This is a genomic window from Bacillus sp. 005/A4HT-01/001, assembly GCF_004634445.1.
GTDB lineage: Bacteria > Bacillota > Bacilli > Bacillales > Bacillaceae > Bacillus > Bacillus altitudinis.
On sequence record NZ_SEIZ01000003.1, the window covers coordinates 564,497 to 584,555 of the forward strand.

Annotated in this window: 24 protein-coding genes; all 24 read left to right on the forward strand. The window is 41.4% G+C overall.

Annotated features, from left to right (window positions below; translation table 11 throughout):
- Positions 1 to 5: 5 nt before the first annotated feature.
- Genes fliJ through ES896_RS12690 form a run of 24 tightly spaced genes read left to right on the forward strand, consistent with a single transcriptional unit; the run spans position 6 to position 20,045 of the window.
- Positions 6 to 449 (forward strand): flagellar export protein FliJ, encoded by a 444-nt coding sequence (fliJ, locus tag ES896_RS12575; protein WP_024720352.1) that lies wholly within the window; start codon positions 6 to 8, stop codon positions 447 to 449.
- A 12-nt stretch (positions 450 to 461) separates the two neighbouring features.
- Entirely contained in the window at positions 462 to 1,148 is a 687-nt protein-coding gene (locus ES896_RS12580) for a MotE family protein (protein ID WP_007499599.1), read from the forward strand.
- Positions 1,149 to 2,471, forward strand: a complete 1,323-nt coding sequence (locus ES896_RS12585; protein ID WP_135226850.1) for a flagellar hook-length control protein FliK — start codon at positions 1,149 to 1,151, stop codon at positions 2,469 to 2,471.
- Entirely contained in the window at positions 2,471 to 2,914 is a 444-nt protein-coding gene (gene flgD / locus ES896_RS12590) for a flagellar hook assembly protein FlgD (RefSeq protein WP_052320406.1), read from the forward strand. The genes ES896_RS12585 and flgD overlap by 1 nt, the downstream gene beginning before the upstream one ends.
- Positions 2,915 to 2,935: 21 nt before the next feature.
- Complete coding sequence (gene flgG / locus ES896_RS12595; RefSeq protein ID WP_008344796.1) at positions 2,936 to 3,730, forward strand: flagellar basal body rod protein FlgG; 795 nt, start codon at positions 2,936 to 2,938, stop codon at positions 3,728 to 3,730.
- 37 nt (positions 3,731 to 3,767) lie between these two features.
- Positions 3,768 to 3,983, forward strand: coding sequence for a swarming motility protein SwrD (swrD, locus tag ES896_RS12600; RefSeq protein WP_008344794.1), 216 nt, complete (start codon positions 3,768 to 3,770; stop codon positions 3,981 to 3,983).
- Positions 3,980 to 4,408, forward strand: a complete 429-nt coding sequence (gene fliL / locus ES896_RS12605) for a flagellar basal body-associated protein FliL (protein ID WP_007499592.1) — start codon at positions 3,980 to 3,982, stop codon at positions 4,406 to 4,408. Before swrD ends, fliL begins: the two co-directional genes overlap by 4 nt.
- Positions 4,409 to 4,440: 32 nt before the next feature.
- Positions 4,441 to 5,439, forward strand: a complete 999-nt coding sequence (gene fliM, locus ES896_RS12610; protein WP_008354483.1) for a flagellar motor switch protein FliM — start codon at positions 4,441 to 4,443, stop codon at positions 5,437 to 5,439.
- Positions 5,429 to 6,550 (forward strand): flagellar motor switch phosphatase FliY, encoded by a 1,122-nt coding sequence (gene fliY / locus ES896_RS12615; protein WP_007499588.1) that lies wholly within the window; start codon positions 5,429 to 5,431, stop codon positions 6,548 to 6,550. The genes fliM and fliY overlap by 11 nt, the downstream gene beginning before the upstream one ends.
- A 27-nt stretch (positions 6,551 to 6,577) precedes the next feature.
- Positions 6,578 to 6,940: a response regulator gene (locus tag ES896_RS12620; RefSeq protein ID WP_007499584.1), complete on the forward strand. Its 363-nt coding sequence runs from the start codon at positions 6,578 to 6,580 to the stop codon at positions 6,938 to 6,940.
- Between the two features lie 18 nt (positions 6,941 to 6,958).
- A complete protein-coding gene (gene fliZ / locus ES896_RS12625; protein WP_135226851.1) occupies positions 6,959 to 7,618 on the forward strand; it encodes a flagella biosynthesis regulatory protein FliZ in 660 nt (219 codons plus the stop codon).
- A complete protein-coding gene (gene fliP / locus ES896_RS12630) occupies positions 7,611 to 8,276 on the forward strand; it encodes a flagellar type III secretion system pore protein FliP (RefSeq protein ID WP_007499580.1) in 666 nt (221 codons plus the stop codon). The genes fliZ and fliP overlap by 8 nt, the downstream gene beginning before the upstream one ends.
- Positions 8,277 to 8,292: 16 nt before the next feature.
- Positions 8,293 to 8,562, forward strand: coding sequence for a flagellar biosynthesis protein FliQ (gene fliQ / locus ES896_RS12635; RefSeq protein WP_003211206.1), 270 nt, complete (start codon positions 8,293 to 8,295; stop codon positions 8,560 to 8,562).
- A gap of 6 nt (positions 8,563 to 8,568) precedes the next feature.
- The gene (gene fliR, locus ES896_RS12640) at positions 8,569 to 9,348 is read left to right on the forward strand and encodes a flagellar biosynthetic protein FliR (protein WP_007499578.1); all 780 of its coding nucleotides are present in this window, start codon (positions 8,569 to 8,571) and stop codon (positions 9,346 to 9,348) included.
- Entirely contained in the window at positions 9,345 to 10,433 is a 1,089-nt protein-coding gene (gene flhB, locus ES896_RS12645; RefSeq protein WP_041090513.1) for a flagellar biosynthesis protein FlhB, read from the forward strand. Before fliR ends, flhB begins: the two co-directional genes overlap by 4 nt.
- Before the next feature lie 29 nt (positions 10,434 to 10,462).
- The gene (gene flhA, locus ES896_RS12650; RefSeq protein WP_008344782.1) at positions 10,463 to 12,496 is read left to right on the forward strand and encodes a flagellar biosynthesis protein FlhA; all 2,034 of its coding nucleotides are present in this window, start codon (positions 10,463 to 10,465) and stop codon (positions 12,494 to 12,496) included.
- Entirely contained in the window at positions 12,496 to 13,614 is a 1,119-nt protein-coding gene (flhF, locus tag ES896_RS12655; protein WP_017359083.1) for a flagellar biosynthesis GTPase FlhF, read from the forward strand. Before flhA ends, flhF begins: the two co-directional genes overlap by 1 nt.
- Positions 13,611 to 14,516 (forward strand): MinD/ParA family protein, encoded by a 906-nt coding sequence (locus ES896_RS12660; RefSeq protein WP_052320407.1) that lies wholly within the window; start codon positions 13,611 to 13,613, stop codon positions 14,514 to 14,516. The genes flhF and ES896_RS12660 overlap by 4 nt, the downstream gene beginning before the upstream one ends.
- Positions 14,513 to 15,595 carry a protein-glutamate methylesterase/protein-glutamine glutaminase gene (locus tag ES896_RS12665; protein ID WP_008344775.1) on the forward strand — a complete coding sequence of 361 codons (1,083 nt, stop codon included), beginning with the start codon at positions 14,513 to 14,515 and terminating at the stop codon, positions 15,593 to 15,595. Before ES896_RS12660 ends, ES896_RS12665 begins: the two co-directional genes overlap by 4 nt.
- A 5-nt stretch (positions 15,596 to 15,600) precedes the next feature.
- Positions 15,601 to 17,628, forward strand: a complete 2,028-nt coding sequence (locus tag ES896_RS12670) for a chemotaxis protein CheA (protein ID WP_052320408.1) — start codon at positions 15,601 to 15,603, stop codon at positions 17,626 to 17,628.
- Positions 17,629 to 17,652: 24 nt separating this feature from the next.
- Positions 17,653 to 18,114 carry a chemotaxis protein CheW gene (locus ES896_RS12675; RefSeq protein WP_135226852.1) on the forward strand — a complete coding sequence of 154 codons (462 nt, stop codon included), beginning with the start codon at positions 17,653 to 17,655 and terminating at the stop codon, positions 18,112 to 18,114.
- Between the two features lie 12 nt (positions 18,115 to 18,126).
- A complete protein-coding gene (locus ES896_RS12680) occupies positions 18,127 to 18,753 on the forward strand; it encodes a chemotaxis protein CheC (RefSeq protein WP_017367253.1) in 627 nt (208 codons plus the stop codon).
- Positions 18,753 to 19,253 (forward strand): chemotaxis protein CheD, encoded by a 501-nt coding sequence (locus tag ES896_RS12685; RefSeq protein WP_007499566.1) that lies wholly within the window; start codon positions 18,753 to 18,755, stop codon positions 19,251 to 19,253. The genes ES896_RS12680 and ES896_RS12685 overlap by 1 nt, the downstream gene beginning before the upstream one ends.
- A 24-nt stretch (positions 19,254 to 19,277) precedes the next feature.
- On the forward strand, positions 19,278 to 20,045 hold the full coding sequence (locus ES896_RS12690; RefSeq protein ID WP_007499565.1) for a FliA/WhiG family RNA polymerase sigma factor: 768 nt from the start codon (positions 19,278 to 19,280) through the stop codon (positions 20,043 to 20,045).
- Positions 20,046 to 20,059: the final 14 nt, after the last annotated feature.

The following is a 20,059-nucleotide window of genomic DNA, read 5'->3' on the forward strand; positions in this document are numbered from 1 at the left end:
AAACAGTGAGATATCAATACAAATTTCAAAAGCTCTTAGAATTGAAAGAAAGTGAAAAAGACAAATCACTCGCAGCGTATCAACAATCCGTTTCGGCATTTGAGCAAGCCGCTGAAAAACTCTATGAAAATATGAGTAAAAAAGAGCTAATGGAAAAGAGCAAAGAAGAAAAGCTGAGAAGTGGGATGAGTGTTCAAGAAATGCGTCATTACCAGCAATTTGTGACGAACTTAGATAACACCATTCATCATTATCAGCAGCTTGTGATCATGAAACGCCATCAAATGAATGAAAAACAATCTGATTTAACAGAAAAAAATATTGAGTTTAAAAAGTTTGAAAAAATGAAAGAAAAGCAATTTGAAAAGTTCTCCCTTGAACATAAGGCAATTGAAATGAAAGAAATGGATGATATCTCTATCAGCCAATTCATGTTTCAAGGACATTAGGAGTCGAGATGAATGCCTAAGAAGGAAAAAACAAAGGAATCAAGTGGCGGCGGTAAATTTCAATGGATCTTGTTTATTGTCATTATCCCATTGGTTGTGCTTGTGATTGTAACGGGCACAATCCTTTATATGGCAGGTTATGATCTAAAGAAACCGCTCCAAAACATTCCGGGGATTAGCAGCTTGGTTGGATCAGATGACACATCAAAAACGTCATCTTCAAATAACGATCAACGTGATACAGAGTTGAAAGCGTTGAAAAAGACGATTAAAGAACAAGAGAATGAACTTGAAATTGCTCAAAAAGACTTGAAGACAAGTGATGAAGAGATTAAACGATTGAATCAAAAAATCAATTCACTTGAAAAAACATCTGATAAAGAGAACACGTCAGCAAGTGACAGTTCATCAAACAGTACATCATCAAGTAATAACGCATCAGGATCTTCAACTGATTCGTCAGCATCTTCTAATCAGCAATCAAAAGGGAAGGTCGCCAGCATTTATGAAAGCATGGATGCAGGGAAATCTGCCAAAATTCTATCAGAGCTAAGTGATAAAGAAGCTTTGAAGATCCTTGAAGAGCTGAGTAAAAATAAGCTGACGGACATATTAGCAAAACTGACACCTCAGAAGGCAGCAACGTTCACGAAGGAGCTTGCCAAAAAAGAAGAAAGTGAAAATGGAGGTGGACAATAAGTGAAGCTATTGGACATTGGAGCCTTACAGCAATCTTCCCAAGGTCTCTCGGGACTAAAGGGAGAGGGGGCAGTATCTGCTCGCGGCCTGTTTAAACAATTGTTAAATGGCGCAGGTATTCAAAGTGGTCCAGTTATTTCTCAGCCGGCGGAAACCAATCTATCCATGAATGATGCGATGCAAATTATTGAAAAATGGATGCAATCACCTGAAGAAGGAATAGATGGAGATCTTCTTGCGGCACTTCAGGCGCTGCAAGGTCAAAAGCTTGAAGGGGCTGACTTAAAGCCACTTGAAGAGCTATTTCAAAAGATGGAATCGGTAATCTATGACGATCAAGATGAGAAGCCAGTTGCTGAACATAGTGAACAGCTCATACAAGTCCACTTTTTCTTATATCAAATACTGAATCAGCAGACAGTGAGCTTTGATGCAAAACTTGTACAGGATATTCAAGCAAAAGGTGAAGATTTCATCAAGTTTCTAACGAAAAACGGAGCAGATGAAAAGCTCATTCAACAAGTAAAAGAGCAGTTCTTCTCGCAAGGATCGGCACCTAAGCTGAATAATATGTCGCAAAGCGAGCTGAAACACTTTAATCAGTTAATCGATCATATGATGGCGAATGCGAAAGGGTCAGATAAAGAGTGGAAAATTTCCTTAGGAGAGTTAAAAGAAATGGTTGCTCCAAGGCAAGAATCTTCCTTCTCATCTCCAGCAAAAGGTGCTGCCTCACTTGAATGGCTTATGAAAAAAGAAGTCACCAAAGGTCAAGGCACTACGGCACCTGCTTCTGAAAAAACAATCACCCATACGCTGCTTCCAGGGCATAAACAGTTCTTCCAACTGCAATCAGCTGCTCCTGTGCAGCAGACGCAAACAACTGACGAAAAGCCAGGCACGGTTGATCAGCAGATTTTAAATACGTGGAAACAAATGAAGTTCACACCATTTGGCAATTCAAGCGGACGGTTTACCGTACGATTAAATCCAGAAAATCTAGGGTTTATTACCATCCAGCTAACGAAACAAAACGGGATGTATGCGAGTAAAATTACAGCTTCAACGCAAGCAGCAAAAGAGCTGCTCGAGCATCATCTGCCGCAGCTCAAGCAGGCGTTACCGAATATGTCGGTTCAAGTTGACCGTTTCCATATACCGCTTCAGTCAAATGAGCAGCCGTCTTTTGGACAATTTAATGAGGAAGGCAAGCAGCAGCCATCAAAAGGACAAAGTTTCCAGCAGCCTGATGAACAGGAAGCTGAATTCCAAGATGTACTGGATGCGCTTGTTGGATCAGAAGAAGAAGAGGAGGAGATCTAATGGCAACTGTTGATGCGACGAATAGAACAGCCGCACAAGCGGACACTTCTTCAAACACAGCAAAGAAAACAGATACACTTGGCCGAGATCAGTTCTTAAAAATCTTGCTTACGCAGCTTCAAAACCAAGATCCGACAAACCCGATTGATGACCGTGAGTTTGTCACACAGCTTGCAACATTTTCTTCTTTAGAACAGCAAATGAATATGAACGAATCTATCACTCAAATGAATCAGATCATGTCTACATTTGTTGCACACCAAGATCCATTTACGACATATGTAGGCTGGATTGGTAAAGAAGTAGAGGGTAAACAAGATGATAAAGACATATCTGGCATTGTGAAGTCTGTGAAAAACATAAACAATGAATACTTCCTATATTTAGAAGATGGAACGAAAATCAGCCCTTGGGACGTTACAACTGTTGGAGAAAAATCGTAAGCAAATCGAGGAGGAAAATAAATGTTACGCTCACTTTACTCAGGAATTAGCGGAATGAAAAACTTCCAAACAAAATTAGATGTGGTAGCCAATAACGTAGCAAACGTCAATACACACGGATACAAAAAAAGCCGTATCACGTTTAAAGATATGGTCAGTCAAACCATTGCAAGTTCTGGTGGACCGACAAATAACTCTGGTTCAATCAACTCAAAACAAGTTGGATTAGGATCAGCTTTATCTTCTATTGATAAAATCATGACATCAGGTTCTTCTCAAAATACAGACGAACCATATGATTTCTATATTAATGGAGATGGATTTTTCCGTATTGAAAAGCAAGGTGAAATCCTATTTACAAGAACAGGGAACTTCAAACCTGATTCAAATGGGGATTTGGTAACATCTGATGGAAACTATCTTCTTGGCATGGATGGGCAAAGAATCAACATTCCACGAGACAATGTGTCAAGTGTTAGTGTTGGGCCAGATGGGACCGTTTCTGTTGTTGAGAACAACGTTTCTCGTACTGTTGGACAAGTATCACTTGTGTCTTTCAGTAATGCAGGAGGATTAGATAAAGTTGGGGATAACTTATATCGCCAAACACTCAGTTCCGGTGCACCAAGTAATGCCATGGCTCCTGGAACTCAAGGAACAGGTGAACTTCAAACAGGTAAACTTGAAATGTCAAACGTTGATTTAACAGACGAGTTTACAGAAATGATTATCGCACAGCGTGGATTCCAATCGAATGCAAAGACGATCACAACATCTGATGAAATTCTGCAAGAACTTGTGAATCTGAAACGATAGGAGGTAGGGGGAGCGGTTTATCGCTTCTCTGCTTAATATGATTGAAGTGACAAGATTAAATGGCAAAGGATTTATGCTCAACGCTCTCCATATCGAGCAAATCGAAAGCTTTCCAGACACGACCATTACACTCGCCAATGGAAAGAAATTCGTTGTGAAAGAAGATGAAGAGCAGCTTCAAGAGAAAATCATTTCTTTCTATAGAAAAATCCAAGTCATTTCATTGAATCAAGGAATAGAGGAGTTTGAATGAAGAAGAAATTAGTCGTAGTAATGCTAATCATGATTATTGCTATCGTCGGAATTGGAGCAGGTATTGTCTTTCTGGTGAATGGGTCAGACGAAGCAAAAGCAGAAAAAGAGCCAACAGCAGATGAAGTCGTAAAAGCTTCTGTTGAAATTCCTGAGATTGTGACCAATTTAAAATCTGAAGGAAATGCGGTTAAACTTGTACTAAATATTGAAACAGATTCAGAAAAAGCCAAAGAAGAGCTTGAAAAAAGAAGCTTCCAAGTGAAAGATGCCGTGATTGACATTTTATCAGACACGAATGCAGATGAACTTGATGGCAAAAAAGGCAGAGAACATTTTAAAACACAGGTCAAAAACAAAGTGAATAACTATTTGCAAGATGGCAAGGTGAAAGAAGTTTATATAACCTCCTTTAATCTGCAATAGAGGCGATTAATTGACACGATGGAGGTGAAGAAATGTCAGGAGAAGTGCTTTCCCAGAATGAGATCGACGCATTATTATCCGCCATATCAACAGGCGAAATGGATGCAGAAGAGCTGAAAAAAGAAGAAACGACGAAAAAAGTGAAAGTGTATGACTTTAAACGTGCACTGCGCTTTTCAAAAGACCAGATTCGAAGTTTAACAAGAATTCATGATAACTTCGCTAGACTGCTTACCACACACTTTTCAGCGCAGCTAAGATCATATATTCAAATTTCTGTCAGCTCGGTTGACCAAGTACCATATGAAGAATTTATTCGTTCGATTCCTAATATGACATTATTAAACTTATTTTACGTCAGCCCGCTTGAAGGAAGAATCATGCTTGAAGTGAACCCAACGATTGGCTATGCCATGATGGATAGGCTGATGGGTGGGATTGGCATTAGTCATAATAAGACAGAATCACTGACAGAAATCGAAACAAAGATTATCTCAAACATGTTTGAGGGAGCTTTGGAAAACTACAGAGAAGCGTGGCAGTCCATAACCGACATCGAGCCAGAAATGGCAGATTTCGAGGTAAATCCCCAGTTTGTTCAAATGGTGTCACCAAATGAAACAGTTGTCGTCATTTCTCTTAATACACAAATTGGTGAGGTAAGCGGGGTTATTAACCTCTGTATTCCTCACGTAGTATTAGAGCCTATTATTCCGAAGCTGTCTGTACACTACTGGATGCAATCTGAACGAAATGAACCGAAACAAGAAGAAACAAAGGCCATTGAAAAACGGATTATGACGGCGAAAATACCGGTAGTCGCAGAGCTTGGACAATCGGAAATGACGGTGGAAGAGTTTTTGAATTTGGAAATTGGTGATTGTATTGCCTTGGACAAACCAGTAAATGCGCCTCTTACTGTTATGGTCGGAAATAAACCGAAATTCTTGGGACAGGCCGGCCGCGTGAATCGGAAACAGGCGATTCAAATTCTAGATCACGACATAAGAGGTGAAGAAGATGGAGAATAACGGAAGTAAATTATCACAAGATGAAATCGATGCGCTACTTAAAGGAGGCAGCAATGACGATATAGAGCCTGATACACTCCTTTCTGCAATGGAACAAGATGCCATTGGGGAAATCGGAAATATATCATTTGGAAGCTCTGCAACAGCACTTTCAACCCTATTAAGTCAAAAAGTGGAGATTACAACTCCAACTGTCACAGTGATTCAAAAAAGCAAGCTGAATGAGGAATTTCCTCATCCATATGTCGCAATTGAAGTGAATTATACGGAAGGCTTCAGCGCTAGTAACCTGCTTGTCATCCAGCAAACCGATGCGGCAGTCATTGCGGATTTAATGATGGGCGGAGATGGAACAAATGCTGACCCGTCGTTAAGTGAAATTCACTTAAGTGCAGTACAAGAAGCGATGAACCAAATGATGGGTTCAGCAGCGACGTCCATGTCAACAGTCTTTAATAAAAAGATTGATATTTCTCCGCCTCGCGTTGAGTTGCTTGATGTGAAAGAAGGAGAAGGCACAGACCGCATTCCAGCTGAAGAGATGCTTGTCAAAGTGTCCTTTAGATTAACAATAGGTGAACTCATAGATTCAAATATTATGCAGCTTTACCCTATTACGTTTGCGAAAGATTTGATTGCAGAATTAACAGACCCAGCGGAAGAAGAGCCGGTTCAAGAAGCACCTCAGAGTGCACCTGAACCACAGCAGGCTGCTCCGCAAGCACAATCTGCTCCTATGCAGCAATCGGCACCGCCGAAAAGACAGGCGAAGCCAAAGCCGGCAGAACCTGTCAATGTGGCGCCAGTTGAATTTGAGGCATTTAGTGAGCCTCAGCATACAACAAGTCAGCTCGGTAATCTTGATATGCTGATGGATATTCCACTTTCCATTACAGTGGAGCTTGGAAGAACGCAGCGCAGTGTGAAAGAAGTACTTGAACTTTCCGCTGGAAGTATCATTGAACTGGACAAACTTGCAGGTGAGCCAGTCGACATTCTGGTCAACAAACGAATCGTCGCCAAAGGAGAAGTTGTTGTCATTGATGAGAACTTTGGCGTACGTGTGACTGACATTTTAAGTCAGTCTGAAAGACTTTCTAATTTAAAATAAACAAACATATAGGGAGAGAATAAGTAAATGGCTACTAAGGTATTAATCGTAGATGATGCAGCATTCATGAGAATGATGATTAAGGATATTCTTGTAAAAAACGGATTTGATGTAGTAGGAGAAGCAGAAAACGGCGCACAAGCTGTTGAAAAATATAAAGAAACATCTCCTGATCTAGTCACAATGGATATCACAATGCCAGAAATGGACGGGATCACAGCATTAAAAGAAATTAAACAAATCGATGCTTCTGCAAAAATCATTATGTGCTCAGCGATGGGACAACAATCAATGGTTATTGATGCCATCCAAGCAGGTGCAAAAGACTTTATCGTGAAGCCATTCCAGGCAGACCGTGTACTTGAAGCAATTAATAAAACGTTAGGCTAAAAAAGGGTGTAAGACTTGTTGAAAAAACGTTTGATATGTATAGCAATGATCAGTTTTATGCTTTTCTTGACAGCGCAGCCAGCCTCACTGTTTGCTGAAACAAAAGATCCTGAAAATGGCATGGTGAATGACTGGATCAAAGATGAGAAAGAAAGCAAAAAGGATACAGAAAAGAAAACCACTGACAATCAAACGAATCCGGCAGAAGAAGCTCCCTCTTCTTCTGTCTCCATTATGGATTTTGTCAAAATGATTGGTGCCTTACTTTTTGTCATCCTGCTCATTTACGGATTGGTGAGATTTGTTGGAAAGCAAAACCGCTTACTCAAGCCATTTCGCTATGTTGAAAATATTGGCGGAACGACGGTTGGTCAAAATCGTTCAGTTCAGCTGATCAAAGTGGGCAAACGAGTATTAGTTGTCGGCGTAGCAGACTCAATCCAGCTGCTAAAAGAAATCGATGATGAACAAGAATGCGAAGCGATTGTGAAACAATACGAAGAAGCGATGGAAAGTAAGACTGACTTACCGAAAATGATGCAAAAATTAACATCGCAAGTGAAGAAACACGATCAGCCGACCACTTCTTCTTTTTCAGCCAATTTAAAGGCGCAGCTAGCCGAATTGAAAAAGACCCAATCAGAAGTCAGAAAGAAAGGCCCGAAACAAAATGAATGAGTTTATCGATTTATTTAATTCCAGTGGCGCAGGGAATATTAGCACATCTGTCCGTCTTCTTTTATTGTTAACTGTATTTTCAGTTGCACCAGGCATTCTGATTTTAATGACCTGTTTTACACGGATTGTGATTGTTCTTTCGTTTGTTAGAACATCACTTGCAACCAACTCAATGCCGCCAAACCAAGTGCTTGTAGGACTTGCTTTGTTTCTCACATTTTTTATTATGGCACCCACGTTCTCAGAGATTAATAAAGAGGCACTCACGCCGCTGTTAAATGATGATATTACGTTAAATCAGGCCTATGAAAAAGCCGAAGTGCCAATTAAAGAGTTTATGAGTAAACATACGAGACAGAAAGATTTGGCTTTATTTCTTAGTTACGCAAAAATGGATACCCCTGAATCAATTAAAGATATTCCCTTAACGGCGATGGTACCAGCTTTTGCAATTTCAGAATTAAAGACGGCATTTCAAATTGGTTTCATGATCTTTATTCCATTTTTAATTATTGACATGGTGGTCGCAAGTGTCCTGATGTCGATGGGGATGATGATGCTTCCGCCGGTTATGATATCGCTCCCTTTCAAAATATTGTTATTTGTATTAGTTGATGGATGGTATTTGATTGTTAAATCTTTGCTGCAAAGCTTTTAGAGTAGGTGCTTAAAACATGAGTTCAGAATTTGTCATTACGATGGCTGAAAGATCAGTGTATGTTGTTTTACTTGTCAGCGGGCCGCTTCTTGCGCTCGCACTAATCGTGGGACTAATTGTCAGTGTGTTTCAGGCGACAACCCAAATCCAAGAACAGACGCTTGCGTTCATTCCAAAAATTGTTGCAGTGCTCATTGGACTTGTTGTGTTTGGCCCTTGGATGCTTTCAACAATTGTGTCATTTACAACAGAGCTGTTCTCGAATTTAGATCGATTTGCAGGTTAATCAGAGATGTCAATCATAGAATTATTTCCTGCCTTTCTTCTCGTTTTCATTCGGATCACCGCTTTTTTTGTGACAGTGCCGCTATTAGCGCATCGAACGATACCAGCAGTTCACAGAGTTGGTTTTTCACTGTTTTTGGCTGTCATTAGTTTTAGCACCATTAAAGAACCGCCAGCACTCGATATCGACGGTCTTTACATGATGCTTGCCGTGAAAGAAGCAATGGTCGGACTTCTTCTTGGACTGATTGCATATATCATGGTGTCCGCTGTTCAAATTGCCGGCTCATTCATCGATTTTCAAATGGGTTTTGCGATCGCCAATATTATTGATCCACAAACAGGGGCGCAAACGCCGCTGATGGGGCAGTTTTTTTATACGGTGACCTTGCTGCTGATGCTGGCAACAAATGCACATCATTTGCTGCTTGATGGAATCTATTACAGTTTTCAATATATTCAAGTTGATCAGTATGCGCTGAACTTCGGTAGTGAATCCTTTGCTTACTTTATTGCAAAGAGCTTCAACCAAATGTTCATCATAGCCTTTCAAATCTCAGCACCTGTTGTGGCTAGTTTGTTTTTAGTCGATTTGGCATTAGGAATTGTGGCACGTACAGTTCCGCAAATGAACGTATTTGTCGTTGGACTTCCCATTAAAATGGGCGTGAGTTTTATTATGATCATCATTTGTATGGGTGTCATCTTCGGGGTCGTCCAAAATACATTTGAAACGATTGTGCTCACCATGAGGAACTTCTTAGCATTGGTCGGTGGTTCGTCATGACGACAAGACTTAGACTCGACTTGCAATTTTTCGCAGGTGAAAAAACAGAAAAAGCAACACCGAAAAAGAGACGGGATTCACGTAAAAAAGGGCAGGTTGCCAAAAGTACCGACGTCAATACAGCCATCTCATTTCTACTAATCTTTTTATCATTCTTTTTTATTGGGCCTTTTATGAAAGAGCGTATTATTGCGCTCATTGAACGTTTTTATTCAACAACGATGCTAATGAAGGTTAGCACATCTAATATTCACCAGTTATTCTTGGAATTGCTTCAAGAGACAGGTCTCCTCCTCATGCCAATTCTTGGTGTTGGGATGCTTGCAGGGATCATCAGTAACTATTTACAAGTTGGATTTCTCTTTTCAACTGAAGTGATCAAGCCCAAATTAGAAAAGCTTGATCCAATCAAAGGGTTTAAACGAATATACAGTATTCGAGCACTCGTTGAGCTATTAAAATCCATTTTGAAAATTGGTTTTGTTGGTTTTGCGACATTTATCGCTCTATGGATGCACTTTGACGAAATCTTGCGGCTCCCTCTACTCACTGCAGAGGAAACCCTTCATTTCGTGGCTAATATGACCTTGATTATGGGGCTATATGCAGCAGGTGCTCTTCTGATCTTAGCCGGGCTTGACTACATGTATCAGAAATTTGATTATGAAAAAAACTTACGGATGTCTAAACAAGACATCAAAGATGAGTATAAAAAATCAGAGGGTGACCCGCTCATAAAATCAAAAATTAAACAGCGGCAAAGGGAAATGGCCATGAGACGGATGATGCAGGAAGTCCCAAAAGCGGACGTCATCATTACAAACCCGACCCACTACGCAATTGCCCTGAAATATGACGAAGAAAAGATGGACGCACCCTATGTTGTGGCAAAGGGAACGGATATTTTGGCTTTGAAAATTAGAACAATTGCGAAAGAACATGATGTCATGACTGTAGAGAACCGGCCACTCGCCCGCGCCCTCTATGATCAAGTGGATATCAACCAAGCGGTGCCGGAAGAGTATTTTAAGGCGATCGCAGAAATTTTGGCTTACGTATATAAAACGAAACAAAAGATTTTATGAATTTTTGGTTTTAAAAGGAGAGAACAGGCATGTCAGCAAGAGATTTATCTGTTTTATTCAGTGTTATTTTAATCGTGGCGATGCTGGTCATACCGTTTCCGCCCATCCTATTAAGTATTTTAATCATTATTAATATTTCTCTTGCGCTTATCGTGCTTCTCACCACAATGAACATGCAAGAACCACTGCAATTTTCCATTTTTCCGTCTTTGCTTTTGCTCTTAACACTGTTTCGTTTAGGGCTTAACATCTCTACAACCCGTTCTATTTTATCAACTGGAGATGCTGGTAAGGTTGTAGAAACGTTTGGATCATTTGTTGTTGGGGGCAATATACTCGTTGGTCTGGTTGTCTTCCTTATTCTGATCATCATTCAGTTTATTGTCATCACCAAAGGGGCGGAGCGTGTATCAGAGGTTGCGGCCAGATTTACACTCGACGCGATGCCAGGTAAACAGATGAGTATTGACGCAGATTTGAATGCAGGAATGCTGACAGAAAGTGAAGCTAGAAACCGCCGTGAAAAAGTAGCAAGAGAAGCAGACTTTTATGGTGCGATGGATGGTGCAAGTAAGTTCGTTAAAGGGGATGCCATCGCAGGTATTATCATCGTTATTATCAATATTATTTTTGGCATCATTATTGGGATGATTCAGCAAGGAATGTCGATTCAAGAATCAGCTTCCCACTTTACTCTTTTAACAGTAGGGGACGGAATTGTGTCGCAAATCCCTGCACTTCTCATCTCAACAGCGACAGGGATTGTTGTCACGAGAGCGGCTTCTAACGGAAACCTTGGTTCAGACATTACGGGTCAGCTCTTTGCCTTCCCTGCCATGCTTTACGTCACAGCAGGTACGATCTTCCTGCTTGGATTGTTTACGCCAATTGGCGTACTTTTGACAGGGCCGATCGCAGGTTTACTTGCACTCGGTGCGTACATGATGTCGAAAAACAAACAGGATCAAGAAGAGATTGAAGAAGTACTGGAAGAACAGGCAGAGGTAGAAGAGATGAAAAGTCCAGAAAGCGTCATTCATCTCCTGCAAATGGATGCCATTGAATTTGAATTTGGCTACGGGTTGATCCCGCTTGCAGATGCCAATCAAGGCGGAGACCTGCTAGACCGAATTGTCATGATCAGAAGGCAGCTTGCTCTTGAACTAGGTCTTGTTATTCCAGTTGTCCGTATTCGAGACAACATTGCGCTGAACCCGAACGAATACAGGCTCAAAATAAAAGGGAACGAAGTGGCAAAAGGAGAGCTGCTGCTCGATCATTACTTAGCGATGTCTCCAACGCCTGATGATGATCCGATTGAAGGAATTGAAACAATCGAACCATCCTTTGGCCTGCCGGCAAAATGGATATCAGAAGCAGAAAAAGATCAGGCTGAAATGCTTGGGTATACAGTGGTCGATCCAGCATCTGTTGTGTCTACCCACATCACAGAGAAGATTAGACAAAACACCCATGAACTGCTTGGACGCCAAGAAACGAAGCAATTAATCGATCATCTGAAAGAAAGTTATCCAGTTCTAGTAGATGAGGTAACACCGAATCCACTAGCGGTCGGGGATATCCAAAAAGTACTTGCAAAGCTTCTGAAAGAAAAGGTCTCCATTCGAAACCTTGTGACCATTTTTGAGACCCTTGCAGACTACGGAAAATTAACGACTGATACAGACTTGCTAACAGAGTATGTTAGACAGGCACTTGCAAGACAGATTACTGCACAGTATGCAAGAGAAAATGAATCACTGAAAGTCGTGACATGCTCAGGCCGAGTCGAAAAGGTGATTGCAGACAGCGTGCAGCAAACAGAGCATGGGAACTACTTATCGTTAGATCCAGAATCCTCTGAAAGTGTGATTCAATCAGTGGCGAGAGAAATTGAACAGCTTTCGCTTCGTCAGGAAACGCCGGTTCTATTATGCTCACCTCCTATAAGAATGTACGTCAAACAGTTGTTAGAAAGATATTTCCCAGATTTACCGGTACTATCTTATAACGAACTAGAAGCAAATGTGGAAGTACAGAGCATCGGAGTGGTGGATATCTAATGAAAATGAAAAAAATCACAGCGAATTCTATGCAGGAGGCAACGATCCAAATCAGGCAGCAGCTTGGGAAGGATGCCGTCATATTAAATTCGAAAACCGTTGTCAAACGAAAGCTGTTCGGTTTAAAGAAACAGCAAATGGTCGAAGTGATTGCAGTGCTGGATCAAGATTTTGAAGAAAGAGCCGGCAAAGGATTACAACCAGCAGCTGCGCCTATCCCGGTGTTACCGAAAAAGGAGCAGACTCAACACCTTACACAAGAGCTGCCGGCTGCTGCTCAAGCAGTCAAAGCAGCGCCTTCTCATTCTCAGCCTATAGAATATGCAAGAAACGAACGCCATGCCGGGATCTTGCCGGATTCTCTCATGAAAATGGATCAAAAGCTAAAGGATCAAGGTCTTGATGATGAGATTCGAGATGAATGCTTAAAGGGTCTTTTAACAAAGGGTGCTGTGAAAGAAGAGCAGATTGAAAAAGAACTTGAAAAATTACTCACAGGGATGCTGCCGGCTCACACTTCTGATGAGCCGATGATTCGTTCGAAATACATTGTGCTGTTTGGTTCAACTGGTGCTGGTAAAACGACAACGATTGCAAAGCTGGCTGCGAAAACGGCTATTCAGCAGCAAAAGAAAATTGCTTTTATCACAACAGATACGTACCGGATTGCAGCGATTGAACAACTAAAAACATATGCTGAACTGCTGAATGCACCTCTTGAGGTTTGTTATTCAAGAGAGGACTTTGTGAAAGCACAGCAGACCTTTAAAGACTATGATCATATTTTCATCGATACAGCAGGCCGTAACTTTAAAGAAGAGGCGTACATCAAAGAGCTGACAGATATCATTCCATTTGATGAAAGCATTCAAAGTTTTCTTGTCATGAGTGCGACATCGAAATATCAAGATATGAAAGCCATGGTCAAACGTTTTGAACACGTTCCAATCGATCAATTTATTTTTACAAAAGTTGATGAAACAGACACGATGGGAACGATCTTTCAAATCATTGCAGAATCTCAAATCGGGCTCGGGTTTTTAACAAATGGCCAAAATGTGCCTGAGGATATTCTTGAGAGTTCCCCCCTTGATTTGACAAGGATGGTCTTACAATGATGAAGCCTGACCAAGCCGAAGGTTTAAGAAAGCTTGTTCAGCAGAACCAACTGATCGTACCGAACTCTCTTCATGCGAATGGACAAGCGAAAACCATTGCTGTCATGAGCGGTAAAGGCGGAGTAGGTAAATCGAATTTGACACTGAATATGGCACTGTCTATCGCAAGTACGGGCAAGCAAGTGCTCATCATCGACCTCGACTTTGGCATGGGGAATATTGATATTTTACTAGGGAAAACATCGACCAGCTCTATATTAGACGTGCTTGTTAGAAAAAAATCCTTCCAAGCGGCTATGACAAAAGGAACGGACAATCTGTATTACATTTCTGGCGGAAGCGGGCTTGAACAGCTGTTTTCTTTAGACAAAGATCAATGGTCGTTCTTTTTAGAAGAGATGGAGAAAATATTGAATGACTTTGATTGTATATTCTTTGATATGGGTGCAGGCTTGTCAAAAGATCAACTCCCATTTGTCTTATCGGCAGGAGAAGTGGTCGTTGTGACAACGCCAGAACCAACATCCATCATGGATGCCTACAGCGCAATTAAGCACTTAGCCATTCATCAGTTTGAACAGTCTGTTCAAATCATTGTCAACCGGTGTAAAACCCCTTCGGAAGGATCTGAAACGTACCGGAAATTAGCGGGAGTGGTGACGTCATTTCTACACCGAAAGCTTGTGTTTGCTGGTGCGGTACCTGATGATCCTGCTGTTCCTAAAGCAGTCACTGAACAAATACCATTTTATATGAAGCAGCCTCATTCAAGGCTAAGTAAAACCATTAAAATGTTGGCTGAAACACTTTATCATCAGCAGATAAGAGAGGCACAGAGAGAGCAGCATACGTTTATAGATAAGTTGTCCTCTTTTTTTAAAAGGAGGAAAGTGGACTCATGATTAGAGTGCTTGTAGTAGATGACTCGGCTTTTATGAGAAAACTCATCAGTGATTTCCTAAGTGCCGAGCAAGAAATTGAAGTCGTCGGAACGGCGAGAAATGGAGAAGATGCCTTAAAACGGATTAAGGAATTGAATCCAGATGTTGTCACACTTGATGTGGAAATGCCTGTTCTAAATGGAACAGAAGCATTAAAACAAATTCTGGCTGAACACGACCTTGCTGTGATTATGGTGTCAAGCCAGACGAAGCAAGGGAAGGAATTAACCATCCATTGCTTAGAACTCGGTGCTTTTGACTTTGTGACAAAGCCTTCAGGAAGTATTTCGCTCGATTTACACAAAGTAAGAGGTCAAATTGTAGAGCGGGTACTTGCGGCAGGCCTGTCTAGAAAACGTACTGAGAAACAAGTTTCTCCTAAGCCGTTCATGAAGCCGCCAAGTCCAATTCCAGCGGCCGCTCCCCGCCTGCAAGAAGTAAGAAGCGGCTCATCACTCCGAAAGATTATTTCAATCGGAACTTCTACGGGAGGGCCTAGGGCGCTTCAACGAGTCGTCACGAAGCTGCCAAAAGACATAGAGGCGCCGATTTTGATTGTGCAGCATATGCCGGCAGGATTTACGGCATCGCTGGCTACTAGATTAGATCATTTATCACAAATTACGATCAAAGAAGCTCAAGATGGAGACATCGCTAAAAATGGAGTGGCTTACATAGCTCCTGGTGGATTGAATATGTCACTTCATGAACAAGGGGCAGCTTTAGTGATCAGGCTGTCCCCAGAAGACACTGACAGCCGTCACAAACCTTCTGTTAACTATTTATTTGAATCCATCAGCAACATAAAAGGTTACGAGAAAATCGCTGTCATTATGACAGGAATGGGTAGTGACGGCACAGAAGGTGTCAAAAAAATGGTCGCAAGTGGTCATACAAAAGTCATTGCAGAAAAAGAAGAATCATGTGTTGTTTTCGGAATGCCTAAATCAGTCATTAAAGCAGGCCTTGCACATGAAACAAGGCATGTGGATGACATCGCACATGCAATTATAAGCTCCATGAAAAAAGAGAGGGCGTGAACACGTTGGATGTAAACCAATACTTAGATATCTTTTTAGATGAAAGCAGAGAACACTTACAAACTTGTAATGAAAAACTTCTTGAATTAGAAAAGAACCCAACAGACTTGCAGCTAGTGAATGATATATTCAGAGCCGCTCATACACTGAAAGGCATGAGTGCAACGATGGGCTATGATGATATGGCTCAATTAACACATCATTTAGAAAACATGTTTGATGCCATCAGAAACGAACAAATGATTGTCACTCCTGAATCAATGGATACGATGTTTGAAGCACTCGATCACCTTGAAGCAATGGTTCAATCGATTGCAGAGGGCGGGGATGGAAAACGTGATGTCACGGAGATTAGTAAAAAACTAGATGTGACAGGAAGCCATGCAGAAACAGCATCTGCCGTTGAGACAGCTGAAGCATCATCAGCTGCAAGCGACCTAGATTATAACGAATTTGAACGAACAGTTCTTGATGAAGCAAGAGAACAAGGCTTTAAATGTTATGAGCTGACCGTGACATTAAGTGACGCATGCTTATTAAAAGCCGTTCGTGTCTATATGATTTTTGAAAGACTGAACGAAGCAGGAGAAGTTGTCAAAACGGTTCCGAATGCAGAACTTTTAGAATCAGAAGATTTTGAATCTGAATTCAGCATTTCTTACTTATCGAAACAGCCGATGGAAGAAGTGAAAAAAATCGTGACAGCGATCTCAGAGGTTGAACAAGTGGAGATTTCTGAAGTCTCTGCCTTTGAAGAAGCGGCTCCGGCTGAAACAAAAGCAGCGAAACCTGAGCAGAAAAATGAAGAAGCCACAGTTCCTGCCACTAAAGCGCCAGCAAACGATGCGCCAAAAGCAAATGGCAATAACGGTGCAGCTGCCGGCGGAACGAAAACGATCCGTGTCAACATCGATCGTCTAGATTCACTTATGAACCTGTTTGAAGAGCTTGTCATAGATAGAGGACGTTTAGAACAGATTGCCAAAGAACTTGAAAACAACGAACTCACGGATACAGTGGAAAGAATGTCCCGTATTTCTGGCGACCTGCAATCGATCATCTTGAACATGAGAATGGTGCCTGTAGAAACGGTGTTTAACAGATTCCCTCGTATGATTCGTCAATTGACGAAAGAGCTCAATAAGAAAATTGAACTGATCATTGAAGGTGCTGAGACAGAGCTTGATCGAACAGTGATCGATGAAATTGGCGATCCGCTCTTACACTTACTTAGAAACAGTCTCGATCACGGGATTGAATCACCAGAAGAACGTGTGAAAAAAGGCAAACCAGAAAAAGGAACTGTTCTTTTAAAAGCATATCATAGCGGAAACCATGTCTTCATTGAAGTAGAAGATGATGGCGGCGGGATTAACCGTAAAAAGGTCCTTGAAAAAGCATTAGAGCGCGGAGTTATTACGGAAAGAGAAGCGGAAACACTTGAAGATCACCAAATTGATTCATTGATCTTTGCAGCAGGGTTCTCTACAGCTGATACGATTTCTGATATCTCGGGCCGAGGTGTAGGTCTTGACGTTGTGAAAAACAAGCTGGAATCATTAGGTGGTTCTGTGAGTATTAACTCAACAGAAGGTCAAGGCTCACTTTTCTCAATTCAGCTTCCACTCACATTATCGATCATTTCCGTACTTCTTGTGAAACTAGAGGAAGAAACATTTGCTATTCCGATTTCTTCTATTATAGAAACGGCTGTCATTAAGAAGAGTGACATCCTTCAAACGCATGATCGTGAAGTCATTGATTTCCGCGGATTTATCGTACCGGTTGTGTACTTGAAGAAACAGTTCAACGTACCAAATGCGAATGATTTAGAAGAAGAACTGCACATTATTGTTGTCCGTAAAGGAGACAAGCTAACAGCATTTGTGGTCGATTCGTTTATCGGTCAGCAAGAGGTCGTATTAAAATCACTTGGAGATTACCTACCAAACGTATTTGCGATATCAGGCGCAACAATCTTAGGTGACGGTCAGGTTGCACTCATCGTTGACTGTAATGCACTGATCAAGTAAAAAACAATAGAGGAGCGGTCTGAAATGAGTACAGATATCAAAACTGGCGAAAAGATGATTGTGTTTATCGTAAACAAAAAAGAATACGCCATTTCAGTATCAGAAGTAAAGTCCATTGAAAAATGGCAGCAGCCGACAAGAGTTCCTGGCGTTGCCCCTTATATATGCGGTGTCATTAATCTACGCGGTGTCGTGACACCTGTCATTGACCTTAGAGTGAGACTTGGATCAACTGACAACGAGATTACAGACGAAACAAGAATGATTATTGTACAAGTTGGTGGCATTGAAGTCGGCTGGATTGTTGATGAAGCAAATGATGTCATTACTGTCCATCAGGAAGAGGTAGAATCTTCTACTGATTCAGCTGAAAAAGAAGGACTGTCATGGGTGACAGGAATTATTAAGCATGATCAGCGTCTATTCAATATCATTCATGCTGGTGCGGTCCTCGACAAGAGCGTGCAAGATGCACCTGTTCATTAAGGGGGATGTGAAATGAGCATTTTCAATGAAATTAAAGATGAACAGCTAGATATATTAAGTGAGGTTGGGAATATCGGAGCAGGCCATGCAGCGTCTGCTCTTGCCAGCCTATTGAATCGCAAAATTGATATGGCTGTTCCTTTTGTCAAAGTTCTCTCGTTTGAAGATTTAATGGATTTCTTTGGTGGAGCAGACCTTCCAGTTGCCAGTATCTTTTTGCGAATGGAGGGTGATCTTACCGGTTCAATCTTTTTCATTATGCCGTTTGAACAAGCTGAACAATTTGTAAGGGAGCTTGTTCAGGACCCAGCATTTGATATTGATACGATTCATGAACACATGCTAGGAACATCAGCGCTTCATGAGCTAGGAAATATTTTAGCAGGTTCTTATTTATCAGCACTTGCCGATTTAACAAAACTGCAGCTTCACCCAAGTGTTCCAGATGTCACGCTCGATATGTTCGGGGCTGTCATTAGTGAAGGGTTAATGCAGTTTAGTCCTCTCGGCGATCAGGCAATTGTGATTGATACATCGATTTTTGATGATCAAAATAAGCAAGAGCTGAAAGGAAATATGTTTCTATTACCAGACTTTGAATCGTTTGAAAAACTGTTCAAAGCATTAGGTAACCTATAATGAACGTGCAGATTCCGGCAGTTGTAAAGGTTGGTATAGCGGATGTTCAGCTTGTGAAAACACCGGACCGTATTCGGACATCCGGTCTTGGTTCTTGCGTAGGACTTGTCCTTTTTGACCAAGAAAAAAAACTGGCAGGACTTGTCCATGTCATGCTTCCAGACTCCTCTCTTTCAAAAGGAGCGGTAGAGAACTTGGCTAAGTATGCAGATACAGGTGTCAAGCATACAATTGATCTGCTCTTAAAAGAAGGAGCACGCAAACATGCGCTAAAAGCGAAGCTTGCTGGCGGCGCAGAAATGTTTAAATTTAAGTCAACCAATGATCTGATGAGAATTGGACCTAGAAATGTATCAGCTGTGAAAGAACATCTGTCTCTTCATCATATCCCGATCATTAGTGAGGACACGGGCGGGAACAATGGACGCACGATTGAATTCGATCCGCTTACAACAGAACTTGAGATCCGCACTGTGAAACAAGGCATTATGAAGATATAACTAAGGAAGTATAGGGGGAGAAAGATGCAATCCTTAAATTACGAAGATCAGGCGCTATGGGCTAGATGGAAAGAGTGGAAGGACCCAGCTGCTGGAGATGATCTTATGCGCCGCTATATGCCGCTCGTCACATATCATGTTGGAAGAATTTCCATCGGTCTCCCGAAGTCAGTGCACAAAGAAGACTTGATCAGTCTAGGGATGCTCGGTTTATATGATGCCCTTGAAAAATTTGACCCCGGAAGAGATCTGAAGTTTGATACATATGCATCCTTCAGAATTCGTGGGGCCATCATCGACGGTCTTCGTAAAGAGGACTGGCTGCCTCGTACATCAAGAGAAAAAACAAAAAAAGTAGAAGCGGCAATTGAAAAGCTTGAACAGCGATATTTGCGAAATGTGACACCAACAGAGGTTGCTGAAGAACTCGGCATGAGTGAACAAGATGTGGTCACAACGATGAATGAAGGGTTCTTTGCGAATTTGCTCTCGATTGATGAGAAGCTGCATGATCAAGAAGACGGAGAAAACGTTCAAGTCATGATTCGTGACGAAAAGACTGTGACACCTGAAGAAAAAATGCTGAAAGATGAATTAATTGAACAGCTTGCCGAAAAAATGACAGAGCTTTCGGAAAAAGAAAAGCTTGTGATTAGTCTTTTCTATAAAGAGGAATTGACGTTAACGGAAATCGGTCAAGTGCTTAATTTATCGACCTCTCGCATTTCGCAAATTCATTCAAAGGCATTGTTCAAGCTTAAGCATCTGCTTGATAAAGCCATTCAATCTTAAAGAGTTAGTGAGTG